Annotated in this window: 20 protein-coding genes and 5 pseudogenes; 17 read left to right on the top strand and 8 right to left on the bottom strand. The window is 66.1% G+C overall.

Annotated features, from left to right (window positions below; genetic code table 11):
* Window position 1 precedes the first annotated feature (1 nt).
* The gene (locus ARGLB_RS05870; protein WP_245531485.1) at window positions 2-1378 is read right to left on the bottom strand and encodes an MFS transporter; all 1377 of its coding nucleotides are present in this window, start codon (window positions 1376-1378) and stop codon (window positions 2-4) included.
* A 302-nt stretch (window positions 1379-1680) separates the two neighbouring features.
* Between ARGLB_RS05870 and ARGLB_RS05865 the strand changes: the two genes are divergently transcribed.
* From ARGLB_RS05865 to ARGLB_RS05825, 10 genes and pseudogenes are all read left to right on the top strand, one after another.
* A complete protein-coding gene (locus ARGLB_RS05865) occupies window positions 1681-3078 on the top strand; it encodes an LLM class flavin-dependent oxidoreductase (RefSeq protein WP_003800031.1) in 1398 nt (465 codons plus the stop codon).
* Window positions 3075-4427: pseudogene (locus tag ARGLB_RS05860) on the top strand (flavin monoamine oxidase family protein); the annotation flags it as partial. The gene ARGLB_RS05865 and the pseudogene ARGLB_RS05860, both read left to right, overlap by 4 nt.
* Entirely contained in the window at window positions 4424-4939 is a 516-nt protein-coding gene (locus ARGLB_RS05855; RefSeq protein WP_003800027.1) for a flavin reductase family protein, read from the top strand. The pseudogene ARGLB_RS05860 and the gene ARGLB_RS05855, both read left to right, overlap by 4 nt.
* A 41-nt stretch (window positions 4940-4980) precedes the next feature.
* Window positions 4981-5531 (top strand): annotated as a pseudogene (locus tag ARGLB_RS05850) (flavin reductase family protein).
* The gene (locus ARGLB_RS05845) at window positions 5528-5944 is read left to right on the top strand and encodes an ester cyclase (protein WP_003800023.1); all 417 of its coding nucleotides are present in this window, start codon (window positions 5528-5530) and stop codon (window positions 5942-5944) included. The pseudogene ARGLB_RS05850 and the gene ARGLB_RS05845 overlap by 4 nt, the downstream one beginning before the upstream one ends.
* A 61-nt stretch (window positions 5945-6005) precedes the next feature.
* Window positions 6006-7588, top strand: a pseudogene (locus ARGLB_RS05840) (aldehyde dehydrogenase (NADP(+))).
* A gap of 92 nt (window positions 7589-7680) precedes the next feature.
* Entirely contained in the window at window positions 7681-8466 is a 786-nt protein-coding gene (locus ARGLB_RS05835) for a 2-keto-4-pentenoate hydratase (protein WP_003800017.1), read from the top strand.
* A gap of 83 nt (window positions 8467-8549) precedes the next feature.
* Window positions 8550-8747, top strand: a pseudogene (locus ARGLB_RS24400) (fumarylacetoacetate hydrolase family protein); the annotation flags it as partial.
* 16 nt (window positions 8748-8763) lie between these two features.
* Window positions 8764-9104, top strand: a pseudogene (locus tag ARGLB_RS24395) (fumarylacetoacetate hydrolase family protein).
* Between the two features lie 172 nt (window positions 9105-9276).
* The gene (locus tag ARGLB_RS05825; protein ID WP_003800013.1) at window positions 9277-9513 is read left to right on the top strand and encodes a hypothetical protein; all 237 of its coding nucleotides are present in this window, start codon (window positions 9277-9279) and stop codon (window positions 9511-9513) included.
* A gap of 5 nt (window positions 9514-9518) precedes the next feature.
* Here the strand turns inward: ARGLB_RS05825 and ARGLB_RS05820 are convergent, their stop codons facing one another.
* The 4 genes from ARGLB_RS05820 to ARGLB_RS05805 form a co-directional block, all read right to left on the bottom strand.
* Window positions 9519-9806 (bottom strand): MoaD/ThiS family protein, encoded by a 288-nt coding sequence (locus ARGLB_RS05820; protein WP_003800011.1) that lies wholly within the window; start codon window positions 9804-9806, stop codon window positions 9519-9521.
* 9 nt (window positions 9807-9815) lie between these two features.
* Window positions 9816-10946 carry a WD40/YVTN/BNR-like repeat-containing protein gene (locus tag ARGLB_RS05815; RefSeq protein WP_043418152.1) on the bottom strand — a complete coding sequence of 377 codons (1131 nt, stop codon included), beginning with the start codon at window positions 10944-10946 and terminating at the stop codon, window positions 9816-9818.
* A 76-nt stretch (window positions 10947-11022) separates the two neighbouring features.
* Window positions 11023-11307, bottom strand: a complete 285-nt coding sequence (locus ARGLB_RS05810) for a hypothetical protein (RefSeq protein ID WP_043418156.1) — start codon at window positions 11305-11307, stop codon at window positions 11023-11025.
* A 166-nt stretch (window positions 11308-11473) separates the two neighbouring features.
* Complete coding sequence (locus ARGLB_RS05805; RefSeq protein ID WP_003800004.1) at window positions 11474-11656, bottom strand: hypothetical protein; 183 nt, start codon at window positions 11654-11656, stop codon at window positions 11474-11476.
* 101 nt (window positions 11657-11757) lie between these two features.
* On the opposite strand from ARGLB_RS05805, the gene ARGLB_RS05800 reads away from it, so the two are divergent.
* A complete protein-coding gene (locus tag ARGLB_RS05800; RefSeq protein ID WP_003800003.1) occupies window positions 11758-12189 on the top strand; it encodes a LexA family protein in 432 nt (143 codons plus the stop codon).
* Window positions 12182-13465, top strand: coding sequence for a Y-family DNA polymerase (locus ARGLB_RS05795; protein WP_003800001.1), 1284 nt, complete (start codon window positions 12182-12184; stop codon window positions 13463-13465). Before ARGLB_RS05800 ends, ARGLB_RS05795 begins: the two co-directional genes overlap by 8 nt.
* Window positions 13466-13517: 52 nt before the next feature.
* On the opposite strand, the gene ARGLB_RS05790 is transcribed toward ARGLB_RS05795, so the two are convergent.
* Window positions 13518-13718 (bottom strand): hypothetical protein, encoded by a 201-nt coding sequence (locus ARGLB_RS05790; protein WP_003799999.1) that lies wholly within the window; start codon window positions 13716-13718, stop codon window positions 13518-13520.
* A gap of 177 nt (window positions 13719-13895) precedes the next feature.
* On the opposite strand from ARGLB_RS05790, the gene ARGLB_RS05785 reads away from it, so the two are divergent.
* From ARGLB_RS05785 to ARGLB_RS05770, 4 genes are all read left to right on the top strand, one after another.
* A complete protein-coding gene (locus ARGLB_RS05785) occupies window positions 13896-14402 on the top strand; it encodes a universal stress protein (RefSeq protein ID WP_003799997.1) in 507 nt (168 codons plus the stop codon).
* A gap of 293 nt (window positions 14403-14695) precedes the next feature.
* Window positions 14696-15052, top strand: a complete 357-nt coding sequence (locus ARGLB_RS05780; RefSeq protein WP_003799995.1) for a metal-sensitive transcriptional regulator — start codon at window positions 14696-14698, stop codon at window positions 15050-15052.
* 59 nt (window positions 15053-15111) lie between these two features.
* Complete coding sequence (locus ARGLB_RS05775) at window positions 15112-15342, top strand: heavy-metal-associated domain-containing protein (RefSeq protein WP_003799993.1); 231 nt, start codon at window positions 15112-15114, stop codon at window positions 15340-15342.
* A 57-nt stretch (window positions 15343-15399) separates the two neighbouring features.
* The gene (locus tag ARGLB_RS05770) at window positions 15400-17799 is read left to right on the top strand and encodes a heavy metal translocating P-type ATPase (RefSeq protein WP_003799991.1); all 2400 of its coding nucleotides are present in this window, start codon (window positions 15400-15402) and stop codon (window positions 17797-17799) included.
* Between the two features lie 68 nt (window positions 17800-17867).
* Here ARGLB_RS05770 and ARGLB_RS05765 read toward each other — a convergent pair whose 3' ends face one another.
* Entirely contained in the window at window positions 17868-18140 is a 273-nt protein-coding gene (locus tag ARGLB_RS05765) for a DUF2277 domain-containing protein (protein ID WP_003799989.1), read from the bottom strand.
* A gap of 213 nt (window positions 18141-18353) precedes the next feature.
* Between ARGLB_RS05765 and ARGLB_RS05760 the strand changes: the two genes are divergently transcribed.
* A complete protein-coding gene (locus tag ARGLB_RS05760; protein ID WP_003799987.1) occupies window positions 18354-18617 on the top strand; it encodes a hypothetical protein in 264 nt (87 codons plus the stop codon).
* 104 nt (window positions 18618-18721) lie between these two features.
* On the opposite strand, the gene ARGLB_RS05755 is transcribed toward ARGLB_RS05760, so the two are convergent.
* Entirely contained in the window at window positions 18722-19777 is a 1056-nt protein-coding gene (locus ARGLB_RS05755) for an EamA family transporter (protein WP_373279088.1), read from the bottom strand.
* Window positions 19778-19912 lie beyond the last annotated feature (135 nt).

Raw genomic sequence — 19912 nt, 5'->3', positions numbered from 1 at the left:
GCTACTTCGCTGCGGCCTTGGCCAGGGCCGCTTTGGCCATGGGTGCCGAGGTGTCGCTGAGGCTCAGACCCTTCGTCTCCGGCGCCAGGTATTGGGAGATGACTGCGCCGAGCACACAAATGCTGGCGGCGATCAGCATGGTAGCCCCCACGCCCAGGCCCTCTACCGACATCGGGAGGATGAATGTTCCTGCCGCCGCACCGATGCGGGAAAAAGCCGTGGCAAAGCCGACGCCGGCACCGCGGATTTCAGTGGGGAATACCTCGCCCGGGTAGACACCGGTCAGGGCTGTGGAGATGGCGTTGAAGAAGGAGAAGGTGATGAAGCAGACCAGGATGATGATCGGCGAAACGTGGGCGAACAGGCCGATGACAACCAGGGCGACGGCGGCAATCCACATCGGCGGGATGGACAGCTTGCGGCGTCCCACGCGCTCAATGAGGAACATGGAGGCCAATGCGCCGGCCACGACCACGCCGTTGAGCAGCAGCGCTCCGGCCAGGCCATCCTCAACGCCCAGGCTCTCGAGCACGATCGGCGAGAAGGTGGCAATGGCGAAGTACGGGGTCACATTGCAGACCCAGAACATGCAGACGAAGATCGTGGACTTGAGGTACTGGGGGGAGAAAAGCTTGCGGAAGTCGGGGCGTTCGGACTTCTCGTTCGCCAGGTCCCGGACGTCGGCCTCCTCCATGCATTCCCGGGCGATGGCCATGCCTTCCTCAACCCTGCCTTTACTGATAAGCCAACGCGGCGACTCGGGAGTGCCCAGCCGGAGCAGGAAGACGATCAGGGAAGGAACCGTGCTCATGCCGAGGATGATGCGCCAGTCGGCATGGATCGCTGTGGACATGTAGTAGCCGACGGCGTAGGAGAGCAGGTAACCCACGTACCAGGCCACCTCCTGGAAGGCCATGAGCTTGCCGCGCAACCGTGCAGGCGAGAATTCGACGAGCAGGGGCCAGCCGATGGCGTAATCGGCGCCGATTGCCATACCCATGAGCAGGCGGATCAGGAACAACTGCCAGGCGTCGGCAACGAAGAACTGTGCCGCGGAGCCAAGCAGGAAGATGGCCAGGTCGACGATGAACATGGGCTTGCGCCCGATCTTGTCGGCGAAATAGCCACCAAGTGGACCGCCAAAGAAGATGCCGATCAGGGCCGAGGCGCCAATCAGGCCCTGCCACGTGGCAGACAGGCTCAAATCGGAGGTCATGGCCGGCATGACGAGCCCGATACCGCCCAAGATGAAGCCGTCGATGAACATGCCGCCGGCGATCACTCCACTGAGCTTGTACAAGAACCGCTTCTTCTGCGGATCCGGTGCAACCGACGATTGCAGCGACGGCCCCGGGGCCGGTGTAACAGGTGTATTCACGATGGACTTCCTTGTGGATCGTGCCAATTCGAACGGGGATGAAGGCGCCGGCGATATCAGCGGCGGTGGTTGGGGAGGCGAAAGAGCCAAGGCGGGTTCGTTCAGTTTCCGAACGCCGTGGTCAAAAATATGGCATGCGCCACATTCAGTGTCAAGATGCGGCACGTAATCCCGCGGACCAATTGACCAGCCCTTGACAGTGAGCTGGCTTACATCATAAATTGAACGCAGTGTTCATCTTATGAACGTCACCCCGAAAGTTGTCGCCTTGTCCGGCACGAGTCCAAGGAAGCACCGCTGCCATGAAAAATGCACCATTGAGCCTTTTCGCTTTTGACGTCTTTGCGCCGTCCCACCTGACCTCTGGTTCCTGGCGGGCCGAAGGCGATCAGGGCCACCGGTACACGGACCTGCAGTACTGGACGGGTGTCGCGCAGACGCTCGAAAAGGCCGGTTTCGACGGTATTTTCTTCGCCGACAATGTCGGTTACCACGACGTCTACGGCGGAAACGGGGACGCAGCCCTGCGCGACGCCGCACAGTTCCCGATCAACGACCCGACCGTGCTGATCAGCGGCATGGCCGCCGTGACCAAGCACCTCACGTTCGGCGTGACCTGCTCGGCAACCTACGAGCCGCCCTACCTGCTGGCGCGCAAGTACAGCAGCCTGGACCACCTCACGTCCGGCCGGGTGGGCTGGAACATCGTGACCTCCTACTCCGAGGCCGCCGCCCGCAACCTCGGCAAGGAACAGCAGCTCACCCCGGCCGAGCGCTACGACATGGCCGACGAGTACATGGACGTCGTCTACAAGCTCTGGGAGAGCTCCTTCGAGGAGGACGCCGTGGTCCGGGACGTTGAATCGGCAACGTACATCGATCCCACCAAGGTGCATCAGATCGACCATTCCGGCAAGCACTTCACCGTGCCCGGATTCCACCTGTGCGAGCCTTCCCCGCAGCGCACCCCAGTCCTGTTCCAGGCCGGTTCTTCCGCCAGGGGCATGGAGTTCGGCGGCAAGCACGCCGAGGCAGTCTTCATCCAGAGCACCTCCGTGGAGGGCGCCAAGCGCACGGTGGCCAAGCTCCGCCAGGCAGTGGCGGACGCCGGCCGCGACCCCCGGGACGTCAGGGTGGTCATCCTCCTCACGGTCGTCGTCGCCCCCACCGATGAGGAAGCCCAGGCCAAGTACCGCAAGGCCGTGGAGAACGCACCCATCGACGGAATCCTGGCCCGCTTCAGCGGCTGGACCGGCATCGACATGTCCGAGTACGAGCTGGACACCCCCCTGCGGTCCGTCGGAACGAAGGCTGGCCAGTCCATGGTGGACATGTTCTCCAAGGCCGACCCGGACCGGGACTGGACCCCGCGCCAGATCGCAGAGTTCCTCGCGGTCGGCGGCACCGGCTCCACCATTGTCGGCTCCCCGGAAACTGTGGCCGCTGAGCTGCGCCGCTGGCGGGATGAAGCCGACGTCGACGGCGTCAACCTCAGCTACATCACCAAGCCCGGGAGCTGGGAAGACTTCATCGAACTCGCCCTGCCGGAACTGCGCGCACAGGGCCTGATCGCCCCGGCTCCCAACCCGGACCAGGATCCGGTAACCCTGCGCGAAAAGCTCTTCGGCCAGAAGCACACCCTGGACGGCCACCCTGCAACGGGGCACCGCACGGCCCGGCTCACCCTGGCCAGCAACTAAGCATCACGACGGAAACAACGAAGGATACTTCAATGACTGAACAGACTGACGTCGTCGTCATCGGTGCCGGTCTTGCCGGCCTGACCACAGCCCGTGAACTGAGCAACCGCGGCCACAGCGTGGTCGTCCTGGAAGCCCGCGACCGTCTTGGCGGCCGCGTGTACACCGAGCGCCGGCTGGGCCAGAACCTGGAGCTCGGCGGCAACTGGCTGCACTGGACCCAGCCCCACGTCTGGGCCGAGGTCACCCGCTACGGCCTGGAGGTCTCCCGCGGCCCCCGCTCGGAGGAAACCTACTGGCTGGCCGGCAACGAAGTCCGCCGCGGCAACCTGGACGACTTCATGAAGCTGATCGACCCGGGCATGACCCGGCTGCTGGAAGACACCATGAAGTGGCTGCCCCGCCCGGATGCACCGCTGACCGTGGAGAGCCTGGCCGAGGTGGATCAGTACAACCTGCAGGAAATCCTGGACAAGCTGGACCTCTCCGAGGACGAGCGGAACGCCAACGAAGCAGCCTGGGTGGGCCACTTCAACGCACCCCTGGACCAGTGCGCCTACGTCAACGCGCTGCGCTGGACCGCCGGGTCCTCCGGCCACTGGCACCTGATGCACGAGGCCTCCGCCATCTACCGCCTGAAGAACGGCAACGACGGGCTGGTCAATGCCATTGCCCAGGACAGCACCGCCGACATTCGCCTCAACGCCCCGGTGGCCAGCGTTCGCCACAACAGCGACGGCGCCACCATCGCCTACGGCGACGGCCAGGAGATTGAAGCGAAAAAGGTGGTCATCACGCTGTCGCAGAACATCCTGCACAAGCTCGATGTCCAGCCCGCCCTGTCCGAGGGCAAGCTCGCCCCGAGCCGGGAAAGGACCGCGTCCCAGGGTGTTAAGGCATGGATCCGGGTGAAGGGCCCGATCAAGCCGTTCTTCGCGTACTCCGCCCAGGACAAGCCGCTCTCCGTGATCCGCACCGAATTCGTCAGCGACACTGACGCCGTCCTGGTCGGCTTCGGCGCCGACGCGAACCGCATCGACGTCACCGACCCCGTCCAGGTCCAGGAAGCCATCAAAGTCTGGCGCGACGACCTCGAAGTCCTCGAGGTCACCGGGCATAAGTGGGGCGAGGACCCCTACGCCGAGGAAACCTGGCAGATCCAGCGCCCCGGCCAGCTCACCAAGTACCACGCCGCACAGCAGGCCAGCGAAGGCGCACTGCACTTCGCCAGCAGCGACACCGCGAACATCTGGGCCGGCTTCTTCGACGGCGCCATCGAATCCGGCCTGCGCGCCGGCCGGAACATCCACGCAGAACTCAAGGCCGCCGTACGGGAGGAGAGCGCATGACCGCCCCCGTCCTGGAAGCCCGTCGGATCGATTCCGACACCTACCGCGTCGTCATGCGCCACCTGCCCACCGGCGTTGCCGCGATCTGTTCAACGGACCCGGTCGCCGGGACCCAGAACGGCATGATCGTGGGAACGTTCGCCTCGCTGTCCATGGAGCCGGCGCTGGTGACCTTCAGCGTCATGCACTCCTCCACCAGCTGGCCCAGGATTGCCGAGGCGGGCCAGTTCAGCATCAGCCTCCTCGCCGAGGACCAGCAGCAGGTGTGCCGTGCCCTCTCTGCCAAGGGTGAAGACAAGCTCGGCGATGTGGCCTGGTCCGAATCCGCGTGGGGCACCCCGCACATCCACGGATCCCTTGCCTGGTTCGACTGCCGCATTGAACAGCAGTTCACGGCCGGGGACCACGTTGTCGTCATCGCCAGCGTGCTGGACATGACGCCCGCTGAGGGGGCTTCCGCCCCGCTCATCTTCCACGGCGGTCGCTTCGGCAGCTTCCGCGAAAATGCCTGATCCTTCGCCCGATCCAATCCATCTGATCAAGGAAGACTGATATGGATATCACCCCAAGTCCCGAGAAAACTCCGGACAGCGACATCACTCCCGCGCTGTACCGCCAGATCCTGGGCAAGCTGCCCACCGGTGTCACGGCCATCACCGGCATCAACGACGACGGCGAGAAGCTCGGCCTCGTCGTCGGCACCTTCCAGTCCCTGTCACTGGAGCCGCCCCTGGTCATGTTTTGCGTGGACAAGTCCTCCTCCAGCTGGCCGAAACTGCGCAAACTGCAGAAATTCACCGCCAACATCCTTTCCGACGACCAGATCAGCATCTGCCGGTCGCTGTCCCGGAAGGGACCTGAGAAGTTCGAGGGCCTGCCCTGCGCCCCGGCCCCCTCGGAACCCCGCACCTGGACGGTGCCACAGCCTACATCGACTGCGTCGTGACGGCCGAGGTCGTCGTCGGAGACCACTACATGGTGGTCGGTTCCGTGACGAACATGAGCGAGGGAACCGGCGATGCCCTGCTGTTCAGGGGCGGAAAGTTCGGCCAGTACCTGCCCATCGAAATCCCCGCCACGGAACCTGCAAGGAGCGCATCATGAGCCGCCGCGACACCATTCTCGAGGCATGGAACGGCGCCTGGGGCGACGGAGATCTGGCCGCGTTCGAGCGGCTCCTCGCCCCCGGTTACGTCCGCCGCTCCAAGTCCGGCACCGAGGACTACGCCAGCCTTCGGAAAACCATCGAAGCGATGCACACAGCGTTCCCGGATTCCAGCACCGAAATCCTGGAGATCGTGGAGGACGGCACCAAGGTGGCCGTCCACTGGCAAACAACAGGCACCCACACCGGCGAATTCATGGATGTCCCCGCCACCGGGCGCAGCATCGCCGTGACCGGCGCGTCCTTCCTCCGTTTCGACGGCGACAAGCTCGCCGAGGAATGGGTGGTCTGGGACCCGCGCGAACTGCTTTCCGCCCTCGGGATCTGGCACTTGGGAGCAGGCAACGCCTAGGCGTGCCCCTGCCGGAACGCCCACCTCTTCTGATCTTCGACCGCCCCAGGAGGCGCCACACATGACTCTCGCAGGACATTCCCTTATCGCCGGGGAAGCTACCCCCGGCACCAGCGGCACGGCCCACGGGATCAACCCGGCCACCAACGAACAGCTCGAACCTGCCTACACGCTGATCAGCGACCAGCAGCTCAGGACGGCCACCGAGGCGGCCGCCGATGCCTTCGATTCCTTCAGCACCCTCGAACCGGAACAGCACGCCCGGTTCCTGGAAGCAATCGCGGAGAACATCGAGGCCATCGGCGACGACCTCATCGAACGGACCTCGATCGAAACCGGGCTTGGCCTGGAACGGCTGCGCGGTGAACGCGCCCGCACCACCGGCCAGCTGCGGCTCTTCGCCGACGTCGTCCGCCACGGCGACTTCCGCGGCGTCCGCATCGACCCGGCGATCCCGGACCGCACACCCCTGCCCCGCGCCGACATCCGCCAGCGCCAGATCCCGCTCGGCCCCGTGGCCGTGTTCGGTGCCAGCAACTTCCCGCTCGCGTTCTCCGTCGCCGGCGGCGACACCGCTTCGGCGTTCGCGGCCGGCTGCCCCGTGATCGTCAAGGCACACAACGCCCACCCGGAACCGCCGAACTCGTCGGCCAGGCCATCACCAAGGCCGTCACCGACCTCGGCCTGCACCCCGGCGTCTTCTCCCTCGTCTACGGCTCCGGCGCCAGCATCGGCCAGGCCCTCGTGGCCGACCCCGCCATCAAAGCCGTCGGCTTCACCGGTTCCCGCGCCGGCGGCACCGCCCTCATGCGCACCGCAGCCGCACGCCCCGAACCGATCCCGGTCTACGCCGAAATGTCCTCGATCAACCCCGTGTACGTCTTCCCCGGCGCCCTCGAAGGCGACGTCCAGACCCTCGCCCGGCAGTACGTCGGATCCGTCACCGGCAGCTCCGGACAGCTGTGCACCTCCCCCGGACTGGTCTTCGTCCCGGAAGGCGACGCCGGCAACCGCTTCACCGCCGCCGTCACCAACGCGGTCACCGAACTGTCCGGCCAGACCATGCTCAGCGGCGGCATCGCCACCGCCTGGCAGCACGGACACGACGCACTCCAGGCAGCCGCCGACGTCAAACTCCTCGGCCGCGGCACCGAGGGCCCGGGCGAAAACTCCCCGGCACCGACGGTCTTCACCGCCGACCTGGACGTCTTCATCACCAACCCCGTCCTGCACGAAGAAGTCTTCGGCGCCGCATCCCTCGTGGTCCGCTACAAAGGCATCGAAGACCTGATCGAGGCCACCGGCAAGCTCGAAGGACAGCTCACCGCGTCCCTGCACATCACCGAGGACGACTACCCCGCCGCCGCACCGCTGATCCCCACCCTCGAACGCAAGGTAGGCCGGATCATCATCAACGGCTGGCCCACCGGCGTCGAAGTCGGCCACGCCGTCGTCCACGGCGGCCCCTACCCCGCCACCTCCGACGCCAAAACCACCTCTGTCGGATCACTCGCGATCGACCGCTTCCTGCGCCCTGTCGCCTACCAAAACTTCCCCGACCAACTCCGCCCCGCACCCCTCCAGGATGCCAACCCCTGGCAGATCAACCGCCTCATCGACGGCAAACCCGAACACGCGCAGTAGCATCCCAAACTTCCGGCCCCGGACAGGCTCCCGCAACAGACACCGTCCGGGGCCGGAGTACCACCTACCTGGCAGACAAAAGGACTTCACACATGACCACCACCGCGCTCGAAGAAATCGCCGGCACCCTCCGGGCCTCCCGGCTGCAGGGCCAGCCGATCGCAGCCCCCACTGAAACCTGGCCGTTCCTGGACGTCGATGCCGCGTTCGCGGTGCAGAAGATCAACGTCAGCCATGCCGTCGAAAACGGTGACCGCCTGGTGGGCTACAAGCTCGGCAACATCGCCAAGGTCATGCAGGACGCCTTCGGCCTTGACCAGCCAGACTACGGGCACCTGCTGGCCAGCAGCTTCGCCTACGAGGGCACCACCCTGAAGCTGGACACGTTCATCGAGCCCTTCGTGGAACTCGAGCCCGCTTTCGTCCTGAAGGGGCACCTCGGCGGACGGAACACCACCATTGCCGACGTCATCAACGCCATTGACTATGCCCTGCCGGCCATCGAAATCATCGACTCGCGGGTCAAGAATTGGGCGATCGGTCTTCCCGACACCCTGGCGGACAACGGCTCCACCGGGGCGATCATCCTCGGCGGCACGCCGCGCCGCCTCACCGACCTGAACCTCCGGGATACCCGCGGAGTACTGCGGTTCAACGACCGGGAAGTCATCTCCGGCACTACCGGCAACATCCTGGGCAACCCGATCGCTGCCCTGGCCTGGCTCGTCAACCGCCTGTCGGACTACGACGTCGAGTTCGAACCCGGACAGGTCATCCTGCCCGGCAGTTGCCTGCAGGCCGTTCCCATGCGTGAAGCCGGCCGCTGGTCGGGGACCTTCGAGGGCTGGGGAACCATCGAATTCGATGTAGCGCCCTAGCCAAAAATTCGAACCGGTGCGCCTCGGCCGGGGCCCACCGGCACAAACTGACCCAACCGAGCCATTCATCCGCAGGACAAACGGTGCCCCTGGCCGACGTCCCGCCCGAAGACTTCGGCAACCCGGCACCGGAGCCGCGCCAGGTCTTCGCGATCGGGCTCAACTACGCCAACCACGCCGCCGAAGCCTTGCTCGCCGTGCCCGAGGACCTCACCGTCTTCACAAAGTTTGCCAGCTCCCTCGCCGGACCCTACGGAACCGTCACCCTCCCGCCCGGGACCGTGGACTGGGAGGACCGTGGACTGGGAGGTCGAGCTCGTGGCAATCATCGGCCGCGGCGGCTCGCACATACCCGCGGACAAGGCATGGAATCACGTCGCCGGGATCACCATCGGGCAGGACCTGTCCGAACGCACCATGCAGTCGACACCTCGGACATGGTTTTCCCCGTTCCCCAGATCATCGCCCGCCTCTCCAAAGTCACGCCCCTGTTCCCCGGAGACGTCATCTTCACGGGCACGCGTCCCGGAGAGGGCGTCGGCCGGGTGCCTCAGCGATTCCTGGCCCCGGGCGACGAACTCGTCACGTACGTGCGCGGCGTCGGCCAAATGCGGCACAGGATGCAGGCCTCCTCCTAGGCTTCCCCACACGCCGGCCGGAGGCCCCGCGGCCACCGATGACGCCGGAAACCGTCACGGCTCCGGAAACTAACCGGGCGCTAACGGGCAGGAAACGCCTGCGCAACAATGCCGCGCCACACTGGTTGTGCCGGCAATTGCAGGCACCAGCTCCAGCTAAGGAGGCCACGCCATGTTGAAGGAAGCCAGACCCCACATCACCCGGGTCCGTGCCCTGGACCAGCTGCATCGCGGCGACGAAATCGAGGCCCGCCTGTCGGTGGGCCCCAGCTATGACGACGTCATCATCCGCCGCGGCAGCGTCCAGGAGACAGCCCCGGGCATCGGCGTCGTGTGGATCATGGATCATCACACGGGCATGCGCAAGGCCATCAATACCGATGAATGCAGCGTTTGGCGCGTCGCCTGAGCCACCTAGCCGCCGGCCACCGACTGAATAATCAGCACTTCCTGGCCGGCAGAAACTTCCGTATCCAGGCCGCGGAGACGCCGGACCTCCTCACCGTTCACGTAAATATTCACGTAGCGGCGGAGGGCACCCGTTTCGTCCCGCAGCCGCCTGGCGAGTACCGGGTAAGTCCCGGTCACGGAATCCAGCAACCGCCCCACAGTCACCGCCCCGTCGGCGGGTGTAGTCAGTACGGACTGCCCGCCGGCGAGCGGCTGGAGGACGCTGGGAAGGACGACGCTGATCTCAGCCACCGCACATCCTCATGCGGATGCCGCCGCAGTAACCGGGGCCCCGGCCACAACAGCAGCGCGGACGCACAACACATCCGGCAGGTGGGACGACACCTCCGTAAAGGTTTCACCTTCGTCGGCACTGGCATACACAGCGCCCCCGCGCGTTCCGAAGTACACGCCGGCGGGTTCAGCGGAATCCACGCCGGCCGCGTCACGGAGCACGGCATTGAATTCTGACTGCGGCAGCCCGGAGTCCAGCCGCTTCCAGGTGGCGCCGGCGTCGTCGGTGCGGTGCACGGCGAGCTTTCCGTCCGGCGGGATGCGTTCGCCGTCGGCCTTTAAGGGGACAACCCAGGCCGTGCCTGCACGCCTGGGGTGCGTCAGCATCACGAACCCGAAGTCGGCCGGCAGGCCCTCCGCTATCGACTCCCAGTTCTCGGCGTTGTCATCGGTGCGGTACACGCCGTGGTGGTTCTGCGCGTAAAGCCGGCCTTCGACGGCGGCATCCGCCGCGATTTTATGCACGCACTGGCCGAATTCCGGGTTGGGATCGGGCATGAAGTAGGCGGAGATGCCTTTGTTCCGCGGCTCCCAGGACGTCCCGCCGTCGAGCGAGCGGTACACGCCTCCGGTGCTCATGGCCACGTGCACGTTGTCCCCGGCGGGGTTGACCACAATCGAGTGGGCGGCTGCGCCGCCATAACCGGCACCCCACTCGCTGCGGTGCGGGTGGTCCCACAGACCGCGGTTCAGCTCGAAGTGCTCACCGCCGTCGGTCGACTTCCAGACCGAAATCGGCTCGGCGCCGGCCCAGACCACCCCGGGGCGGGATTCCGCGTCGGGGTAGATCTGCCAGATGCGTTCGACGGCGGCGCCGGTGCCTTCCGGAAACTTGATGGCGCCCTGCTCGGGCTCGGTCCAGCTGGCGCCGAGGTCATCAGAGTGGGCAACGTAGGGGCCCCAGTGTTCGGACCGCACCCCCACCATGATGCGTGTGCGGCCGTCCCGTGTGTCGATTCCGATGCTCGGTATCTCGCTCATCAGGAAGTGCGGGCCGGAAAAGGACCACTGCTTCCGGTCCTGGCTGGTGGCCAGCCAGAGGCCTTTTTTGGTCCCGATTGCTAAAACGAAACTCTCTGAGGCATTCATGCACCCCATGCAACCACTCGGGCGGAGGGGCTGCAATGGTTTTGGGCCCGCGCTGGTTAACCAGGAGAACTCGCGGGGGCCGGCCCTAGGACCCGGTCTTCGCGGCTTTTGCGCTGCCGGCCTTCGCGGCAGCGCGGTTCCGCCACCACCGGCGGAGCAGATCGGCGGCGGCCAGGATTCCGGCCAGTGGGGTAAGGACGGCGGCGGCGTAAACGAACAGCAGCCAGGTGAGCGTGGCGATCGGGGGCTGGCTGCGGCTCAGCAGGGACAGGCCGCCGAACAGGCCCGCGACCCAGAAGAGCACCACCAGCGCCAGCACGGCTGCTGCCGGAAAGTACTCGTTCCGCACCACCCTTTTCAAGGTTTCCACCACTGATCCTCCTGCGCCTTGCATCCCCATGAGACCAGTATGCGACGCAGACCCGCTGCGACGGAGACGGCACGACGAACGTGTGATGAACACAACCGCTACCGCAGGCGCTACTGCGCCCTGGCAGCGTGCCGGCTGGTTCGCTCTGAGCTGGATGAGGGTCGGGTCAAGTTCTGGAACGTCGGCCCCGCTGAGCGCGCCCAGCGTCACCCGTGGTCAGATCAGTCAACTGACGAACCGAATCGCCGTCCATGGTGGCGACGAACTTCACCAGGCCGCCAAGCACCCGGCCGGGGAATTCCTGGTCCAGCCGCTCGGTATGCGCCATACCGTTCAGGAAGGGCAGCACGTGCGTGCCTGATCCCACGTAGAGCGCAGGTGGGGAATACAATTTGTCAGCCCCGGGGACTACACTGAACTATCGAACATATATTCGAAAAAGGGTGTGTTGTGGGCGTGATCATTGGTCCCCGCGTGATAGAGGCGGGACTGTCCCTGCGGCTGGTGCTGATCTCTCCCGTGGCTGTGGCGGCGGGCTTCCCGTCCCCCGCGCAGGACTACTTTGACGGGCGGATCGACCTGAACGAGCACCTGATCAAGGACATCACCAGCACCTACATCGTGCGAGTGTCCGGTGATTCCATGGAACAGGCCGGCATCAGTGACGGCGACGAACTGATCGTCAACCGTGCACTGGAACCGCGGGACGGATCCGTAGTGGTGGCAGTGCTGGACGGCGAGCTCACCGTCAAGCGCCTGAAGATTACCGCGGCCGGCGTGGTGCTCCAGGCGGCCAACCCTCTGTATCCGGACATCAGCGTCCCCGCTCTGGCCGACCTCACCATCTGGGGCGTGGCCACGAGGTGCCTGCACCATGTCTGAGGCACGGCAGCAGATAGCACTGGTGGACGTGAACTGCTTCTACGCCAGCGCGGAGCGCGCCTTCGACCCCTCGCTCGAAGGAAAACCCCTGGTTGTGCTCTCCAACAACGACGGCTGCGCCGTGACCCGCAGTCCGGAGGCAAAGGCCCTGGGGATAAGCACGGGCGAACCGTGGTTCAAAATCGCCCCGCGGGCCAAGGAGTGGGGCCTCGTTGCCCGGTCCAGCAACTATGAACTGTACGGCGACATCAGTGCCCGGGTCATGGAACTGCTGGGACGCTATTCGGCCTGGCTCGAGGTGTACAGCATCGACGAGGCCTTCCTGGGCATCAAGGGCAGCCCCGACCAGGTGGTGGGTCTCGGCCGGACCATCAGGACCGCGGTCCAGCGCAACGTCGGGATGCCCGTGTGCGTCGGCATCGCCGCCACGAAGACGCTGGCCAAACTCGCCAACCGGTGGGCCAAGAACAATCCCGCGCTGGGAGGGGTGTGCCGCTGGGAGTCGATGGATCCAGAGTCACGTGAACTGCTCATGGCCCGGCTGCCAGTCTCGGAGGTCTGGGGCGTGGCGGGCCGGCTGGAAAGACGGCTGAACGCCATGGGGATCTGCTCCATCCTGGAGCTCAGCCGGGCCGATCCAGTGATGGTGCGCGACCGCTTTTCGGTGGTGCTGATGCGCACTGTGCTGGAACTGCGCGGAACACCCTGCCTACCGCTGGAGGAGGAACGCGTTGGGCGGGACCAGCTCATCTTCTCCCGCTCGTTTTCCACTCCCCTGACGTCAGTCCCCGAATTTCGCCAGGTCCTGAGCGTCTACGCCCAGCAGGCGAGTGCCCGGCTGGCCCGGCACCACCTTCAGGCCAAGGTCCTCACCGCGTTCGCCGGCACGTCCCATTACAACCCGAAGGACAAGTCGTTTCCCTCGGTGTGCGTTCCGCTGCCCATGCCTACCTCAGACCCGGTACTGCTCACCCGTGCGGCCCACGCCCTGCTTCCCGCGATCCAGGACGGCGTCAAATACGCGCGGGCCGGCATCATGGTCACCGACTTGCGGCCGTCCGGCAATCAGCAGCCCCTGGAGCCTTTCACCAACCCGCACGAGGAACGCGGGATCGGCCCGCTCGTTGAGCAAATCAGCCGGAAGTACGGCAGGAGTACGATCGGGCTCGGGTTCGCGGGACTGAGGAGCGGTCTGGACTGGAGCATGAAGCGTGGGATGCGTTCGCCGCGCTACACCACGCACTGGGACGAGTTGCCGGTGGCGCGCGCGAACTGACGCGCGAACTGACCGGCCCGCGCATCCGCGAACCCGTCAGTCCACGAACTCCTCAGTCCACAAACTCAGACTGTGTCTCGATGAAATCCCACTCGGCTTCGGTGAGGACTGCCTGCGGGGTGTCCGGGTGCGGACCTCCCGCTTCGGCGATCCCCTGCATCACGAACAGCGGAACGTCGCCGGCCCGCAGATTCTCGCGAAGCCACTCCTTGCTTTTCAGGTCCAGATCAAGCCACCACATGAAAATCTGCATGGGACGCCGCCTTTCTACGTCTCCACGCTAGGCTCGCGGCGGTCAGTATTCAAGGGAAAATCGACACCCGTCCCCACGGGCAGCAGCCGCACCGCAGGATTGAAAACAGCCGCTGAGCTGGGGCGAAGGCCGGACTGGCTCTGGTCTTTCCTGACGCCGCGGGCACACAATTGACTTATGGATGCAGAGCACTTCAGCGGCCCGCCTCCCCTCCTTGTGGGCGTGGTTCCCGGCCAGCATCCGGAGGTCCTCAAAACCGCCGTCGGCCTGGCCCAAAAGCTGTCGGCCCCCTTGCTCTGCGCTTATGTGGATGAGGCAAGCTATCTCGTTGAGTGGGATCCGGCGCGCTCCGCACACCGCCTTTCCCTGCATCCGGACAGGGACGACGACGACATCCGTTCCGTAACCACGGAACTGAAGTCGGTCATCGCGTCGGCCATCCAGGACGGCGGACCGGCATGGACCTTGCGTACGCTGGCCGGAGACCCCGCCCGCGCCCTGGGCAGGCTGGCGTCCGAAGTCAATGCTCCGATGATCATTGTGGGTACGCCGGAACGCGGGTTCGGGCACCGCGTAACGGAACTCCTGAACGGTTCCGTGGCCGCCTGGCTCACCCACCACCAGAGCCGGCCTGTGCTGGTGGTGCCCTTCCGGATGGCAGCGCATCAGGACCGGGCGGAATAGCGGATGGCGGCTTCGGCGCCAGCTTTATGCGGCCGTCGAAAATAAAGCGAAAGTAGTTATTCGCGGCGGTGGCCAACTTGGCTACCGGCAAGTAAGCTAATCAGGCAGGCTGATCCAGAGCCCGCCCAAAGACTGCTCCGGAGTGCGTATCCCCCAATAACGCGCTCCGGAGCTTTTTTGCTGCCCGAAATCTTCCGCGCGTCAGCCTCCTTTCGCACCCTTCCCTTCCCCGCCGCCGCTGACTGCCCGCACCCTCCTTGACGGATACCCCCTAGGGGTATAACTTTGGACGCATGGAGACTTCCGAGGAACGGACGCCCATGGCGCCCAGCGAAGAAGCTGTTACTGAACCCCTGCAGCACGGCTACACGGCGGACAAGGACGCGTACCTTCGCCGGCTCCGCCGGATCGAGGGACAGGTCCGCGGAATTGCCCGGATGGTCGAGGAAGACAAGTACTGCATCGACATCCTGACGCAGGTCGCGGCCGTGACTAAGGCCCTGCACGCCGTCAGCCTGGGCCTGGTGGAAGAACACATCGGCCACTGCGTTGTCGGGGCGGCCTCTGAACCTGATCCGGATCTGCGGGCTGAAGCCATCGACGTCAAGGTCAAGGAGGCGGCGGGTGCCATCGGGCGCCTGCTGCGCTAGCGGCAACCACCAACCACACAACTGGCCAACCCAGTCAGCTCACCAGCGAGGAGTCAGCAATGAGCACCATCTCCACAAAAGTCCACGTCTCCGGAATGACCTGCGGGCACTGCGTGTCCGCCGTCAGCGAGGAACTCGAGGCCCTGGCGGGCGTCGAGGAGATCGACATCGACCTCAATGCCGGCGGTGTTTCGACTGTCACCATCACCTCCACACAGAAGCTCTCCCCCTCGGAAATCGGCGAGGCAGTGGCCGAGGCGGGCTACCTTGTGGTGGCCAACGAGGCCTAACCCCGGCCTCCCATTCGCACCGGGCACCACCAGAGCACCACCACCGAAGGACGAGTCATGCGCACCGAACACCCTTCCGCAGGTTCCGCCCGCCGGGTGATCGAACTCGACGTCGAGGGCATGACCTGCGCGTCGTGCGTGAACAGGGTGGAAAAGAAGCTCGCCAAGCTCGACGGCGTCCAGGCCACGGTCAACCTCCCCCTGGAAACGGCCCACGTATCAGTCCCGGCAGGCATCACGGACCAGCAGATCACCGACCAAGTAGCCTCAGCCGGCTACAAGGCGAGGATCCGAAGGCCACTCCACCAAGACCCGGAAGAGAGCGCCCGGCACGACGCCGCAGCGACCCAGCACGCGGCGCACGGCGGAGCCCCGGAACAGCACGAAAATCACATGAACCACGGCGGCACGGCATCCGAACTGAAGCCGCGCCTGCTCGTCGCGGCCGTCCTGACCGTGCCGGTGTTCCTGATCTCGATGGTCCCCGCCCTCCAGTTCGCCAACTGGGGCTGGGTGGTGGGCGCCCTGGCGCTGCCCGTGGTCAGCTGGGCGGCGTGGCCGTTCCACCGGGCTGCCGCCATCAACGCCCGCCACTTCGCCTCCACCATGGACACCCTGGTATCGCTCGGTGTCACCGCCGCCTACCTGTTTTCCGCCTGGCAGCTCCTCGCCAACCCCCGTCTGACCGAACATCCCGGCATGGAGCAGATGGGTGCGGGTTCCGGCGGCCTGTACTTCGAGGTGGCCAGCGTGGTCACCACATTCCTCCTGCTGGGCCGGTTCCTGGAGGCGAACGCCAAGTCGAAGGCCGGGGACGCCCTGCGCGCCCTCCTGGACCTGGGTGCCAAGGACGCCACTATCCTCCAGGACGGCACCGAGGTAAAGATCCCGGCAAGCCGGCTTGCGGTCGGTGACCTGATAGTGGTCCGCCCCGGTGAGAAGATCGCCACCGACGGCGTGGTGGTGGACGGCACCTCGGCAGTGGACGCATCCCTGGTCACCGGCGAATCGGTTCCGGTGGACGTCGGTCCGGGCAGCCTTGTCACCGGTGCCACCATCAATACGTCCGGGCGGGTGCTGGTCCGGGCCACGCGCGTCGGTGCCGAAACCACCCTGGCCCAGATGGGGCGGCTCGTGTCCCAGGCGCAGACCGGAAAGGCGCCCATCGCCCGGCTTGCTGACCGGATCAGCGCGGTATTCGTGCCGGTGGTCCTGGCCATCGCTGTCCTCACGTTCGCCGGCTGGCTGCTCGCCGCCGGGCCGGACATCACGGGACCGGAGCTTCGCGCGGCCTTCACGGCGGCGGTTGCCGTGCTGGTCATCGCGTGCCCCTGCGCCCTTGGCCTGGCTACCCCCGTGGGCCTCCTGACCGGCACGGGCCGCGGCGCTCAACTGGGCATCCTCATCAAGGGTCCGCAGGTCCTGGAAGACACCCGCACGGTGGACACCATCCTGCTGGACAAGACAGGAACCGTCACCAGCGGCCAGCTGTCCGTCATCGCAATCGCGGCGTTCGCCCCGTTCAGCGAGGCGGAAGTCCTGCGGCTGGCCGGTGCGGTCGAATCGGCGTCGGAGCATCCGATCGCCGCCGCGATAGCTGCTGCCGCACGGTCCGCAGTGCCCGCAACGAGCCGCCGGTCGCACGCCAGCCATAGCGGCAGTGAAGCGGACGACGGCGCGGGCCTGCCCGCCGTCGTCGGCTTCCATTCGGCGCCGGGCGGCGGAGTGGTGGGAACCGTTGAAGGCCGGCTCGTGGCTGCCGGGCGCAGCGGTTGGCTGCGGGACAACGGCGTGGAGCCCACGCCGGCGCAGGGCCAGGCGCTCCGCGCCGCTGAAGAGTCCGGTGCCACGGCAATCTGGGTGGCCGTGGACGGCGAGGCTGCCGGCATCATCGAGCTGCGGGACACGGTCAAGGCGGGATCGAAGGCGGCTGTCGCACGTCTCAAAGCCTTGGGCCTGCGGCCCATGCTGCTCACGGGCGACAACGCCGCGGTCGCAGCCCAGGTGGCTGCCGCCGTCGGGATCGACGCGGACGATGTCTTCGCCGGCGTGCTGCCCGAAGGCAAGGTGGAAGCCGTCCGCCGGCTGCAGGCCGGCGGTGCGACGGTGGCCATGGCCGGCGACGGTGTGAACGACGCGGCGGCCCTGGCGCAGGCGGACCTCGGCATCGCGATGGGCTCGGGCACGGATGTGGCGATCGAAGCCGCCGACCTGACCGTGATGGGCAACGACCTCGGGCAGGTGGCCACCGCAATCGAGCTGTCCCGGCGCACGCTGGCCACCATCAAGACCAACCTGTTCTGGGCCTTCTTCTACAACGCGGTGGGCATTCCGGTGGCGGCCCTCGGCCTGCTCAATCCCATGGTGGCCGGTGTGGCCATGGCGGCGAGTTCGGTGCTGGTGGTGGCCAACTCGCTGAGGCTGCGCCGCTTCGGCAGGCAGCACCCAACCAGGTAGCAGCACAGGGCGTTCCCAGCGCTGGGAACGCCCTCAGCTGCTACTCACTTGGGCCGGCGGACCAGCCCCTAGGCCGCCCCGAAGCGGACGGCCGCCCGCGCCTTCGCCTTGGCCGCTTCCTCGTCGCGGTCCTTGGCCGGAGCGTGCGTCACAAGGGATTCGAGCAGATGCTGGGTCACGTGCGCTATCTCGTGCACGGCACGCTCGAACGCCTCCTCATTGGCCTTGGAGGGCCTGGTGCTGCCGCTGATTTTGCGGACATACTGCAGCGCCGCGGCGTGTACCTCCTCGGACGTGGCGTGGGGTTCGTAGTTGTGAAGGGTACGGATATTCCGGCACATACCCCCATGCTAGGCTCTGGAGCGCCGAGGATCGACCCTTCCGTGCCCGCTCCTGGCGGGGCTTCTGCCTATGGAAAGGACTCCATGGGGAGCGCTGCCCATCGACACTCTTTTGGGCCGGAGGATAGTTTTTAGGCAATGGATCTTCCGGACGAGCCGGAGGCCGCTGGGGATGCCGACTGGATCGGGTCCGTTGATTGAAGGAGATATCTAATGGCTATTTGGGGTGCAGACATTGCGCAGCTGAAGAACTTGGGCGCCAAGCTTCAGGCTGGTTCGAACGAAATCGAGAAGCAGAAGTCCCTGCTGACCAAGGTGCTCGAGGGCACCGACTGGAAGGGCCCGGACGCCGACAAGTTCCGCAGCGAGTGGCACGGCCAGCACGCAGCAGCCCTTGCCAAGGTGGCGCAGGCGCTGGACGAGGCCGGCAAGCAGGCCAGCCGCAACGCTTCCCAGCAGGAGGAAGCCTCCCGCTAAGCCGGGAACGCACCGGAGGGCCGGACGCACCATGCGTCCGGCCCTCCGGCATTTAAGCGGCGCGTCACTGACGGTCCGTCACTGAAGTCCCCGCCATTGAAGACTTAGGGGACGGGCTCGACGTCGTTCGCGTGGTCGAGCGGTCCAGTCACCGCTGCCGGTCCCCCAGATTTGGCTCCGCGGAGCTCATCCAGCCGGACGCACAGCACGCCGCCTACGATCAGCATTCCGCCCGCGAGCTGGATGGCGCCGGGCAGTTCGCCAAGCAGCAGCCAGGCCCAGATCACGGCAAACAGCACCTCGGTGAGGGACACGAACGAGGCCACCTTGGTGCCGAGTGCGCGTGCAGCCACGATCCCCGAGACGTAGGCCAGGACGGTTGCAAGCACCACAAGGCCGCCCAGCGGAACCCACCACGGCGTGGTCCATGGGCCGAGTTTGGTATCGGCCGTGCTCATGGCCATGGGCAGGAGGCCGGTGGCCGCCATCAGCCACATGACAGCGGCACCCATCAGAAGCCCGCCCGACGCGAGCACGATGGGCGGCAGGGTGTCGTTTTCCTTGGCCGTGAGGAAGAAATAGATGGCAAGGCAGACAGCCGCGGCAAGGCCCCAAAGCACGCCGATGGCGTCGACCTGCACGGCACCCGTGAGGTCCAGGACGAGGACCAGCCCGCCCAGGGACAGCAGCGTCCCTGCGATGGTGAGGGGGCGCGGCCGCTTCCGGCTGGCCGCCCAGAGCCACAGCACAATCAGTACCGGGCCGAGGTATTCGAGCAGCAGTGCCACGCCAACAGACAGCCGGGCCACGGCGTTGAAGTAGAACAGCTGGCAGCCTGCGACGCCGATCAGGCCAAACAGGACAATGGTTAGCCAGTTCGACCGCAGCTGGTGCCACCGGCCCCGGAGCGCCGGAACCGCGGGGATTGCGAGGATGAGCGCGGCCCCCGTCAGCCGGGCAGTCACGGCTGCCCCGGGCGTCCAGCCGGTTTCCAGCAGTGCCTTGGCGAACGAGCCCGAAAGCCCGAAGATCGCGGAGGAAAAGAGGGCGACACCCAGTCCTGACGCCAGGAAGCCGGAGGCTTTGGCCGTGGCCGCCCGGCCGGGGGCGGCGTCCTGAGCACGGGCGGGAGCCTGGGCCGGCACTGGGGCCGGCGCCACCACCGAAGCGGGAGCCGTTGAGGTTAGCGCCGTTTTGGCGCGGTTGTTCGATGCGGGCACGGATGCCTCCCGTCAGGAGTAAAGTGGGGTATTGGTCCTGACACTATGCCCCCGCACTGTAAGGAGTCAAGATGG

This window comes from Arthrobacter globiformis NBRC 12137, from assembly GCF_000238915.1.
Taxonomy (GTDB): domain Bacteria; phylum Actinomycetota; class Actinomycetes; order Actinomycetales; family Micrococcaceae; genus Arthrobacter; species Arthrobacter globiformis.
The sequence above is the reverse complement of the archived record's forward strand: the minus strand, read 5'-3'. Positions and strand labels throughout refer to the sequence as shown.

Bases quoted from the DNA above. Each gene is read 5' to 3' on its own strand.
- ARGLB_RS05865 (WP_003800031.1), top strand. From the start codon at position 1,681: ATGAAAAATGCACCATTGAGCCTTTTCGCTTTTGACGTCTTTGCGCCG.
- ARGLB_RS05855 (WP_003800027.1), top strand. From the start codon at position 4,424: ATGACCGCCCCCGTCCTGGAAGCCCGTCGGATCGATTCCGACACCTAC.
- ARGLB_RS05845 (WP_003800023.1), top strand. From the start codon at position 5,528: ATGAGCCGCCGCGACACCATTCTCGAGGCATGGAACGGCGCCTGGGGC.
- ARGLB_RS05835 (WP_003800017.1), top strand. From the start codon at position 7,681: ATGACCACCACCGCGCTCGAAGAAATCGCCGGCACCCTCCGGGCCTCC.
- ARGLB_RS05825 (WP_003800013.1), top strand. From the start codon at position 9,277: ATGTTGAAGGAAGCCAGACCCCACATCACCCGGGTCCGTGCCCTGGAC.
- ARGLB_RS05815 (WP_043418152.1), bottom strand. From the start codon at position 10,946: ATGGGGTGCATGAATGCCTCAGAGAGTTTCGTTTTAGCAATCGGGACC.
- ARGLB_RS05795 (WP_003800001.1), top strand. From the start codon at position 12,182: ATGTCTGAGGCACGGCAGCAGATAGCACTGGTGGACGTGAACTGCTTC.
- ARGLB_RS05790 (WP_003799999.1), bottom strand. From the start codon at position 13,718: ATGCAGATTTTCATGTGGTGGCTTGATCTGGACCTGAAAAGCAAGGAG.
- ARGLB_RS05785 (WP_003799997.1), top strand. From the start codon at position 13,896: ATGGATGCAGAGCACTTCAGCGGCCCGCCTCCCCTCCTTGTGGGCGTG.
- ARGLB_RS05780 (WP_003799995.1), top strand. From the start codon at position 14,696: ATGGAGACTTCCGAGGAACGGACGCCCATGGCGCCCAGCGAAGAAGCT.
- ARGLB_RS05775 (WP_003799993.1), top strand. From the start codon at position 15,112: ATGAGCACCATCTCCACAAAAGTCCACGTCTCCGGAATGACCTGCGGG.
- ARGLB_RS05770 (WP_003799991.1), top strand. From the start codon at position 15,400: ATGCGCACCGAACACCCTTCCGCAGGTTCCGCCCGCCGGGTGATCGAA.
- ARGLB_RS05765 (WP_003799989.1), bottom strand. From the start codon at position 18,140: ATGTGCCGGAATATCCGTACCCTTCACAACTACGAACCCCACGCCACG.
- ARGLB_RS05760 (WP_003799987.1), top strand. From the start codon at position 18,354: ATGGCTATTTGGGGTGCAGACATTGCGCAGCTGAAGAACTTGGGCGCC.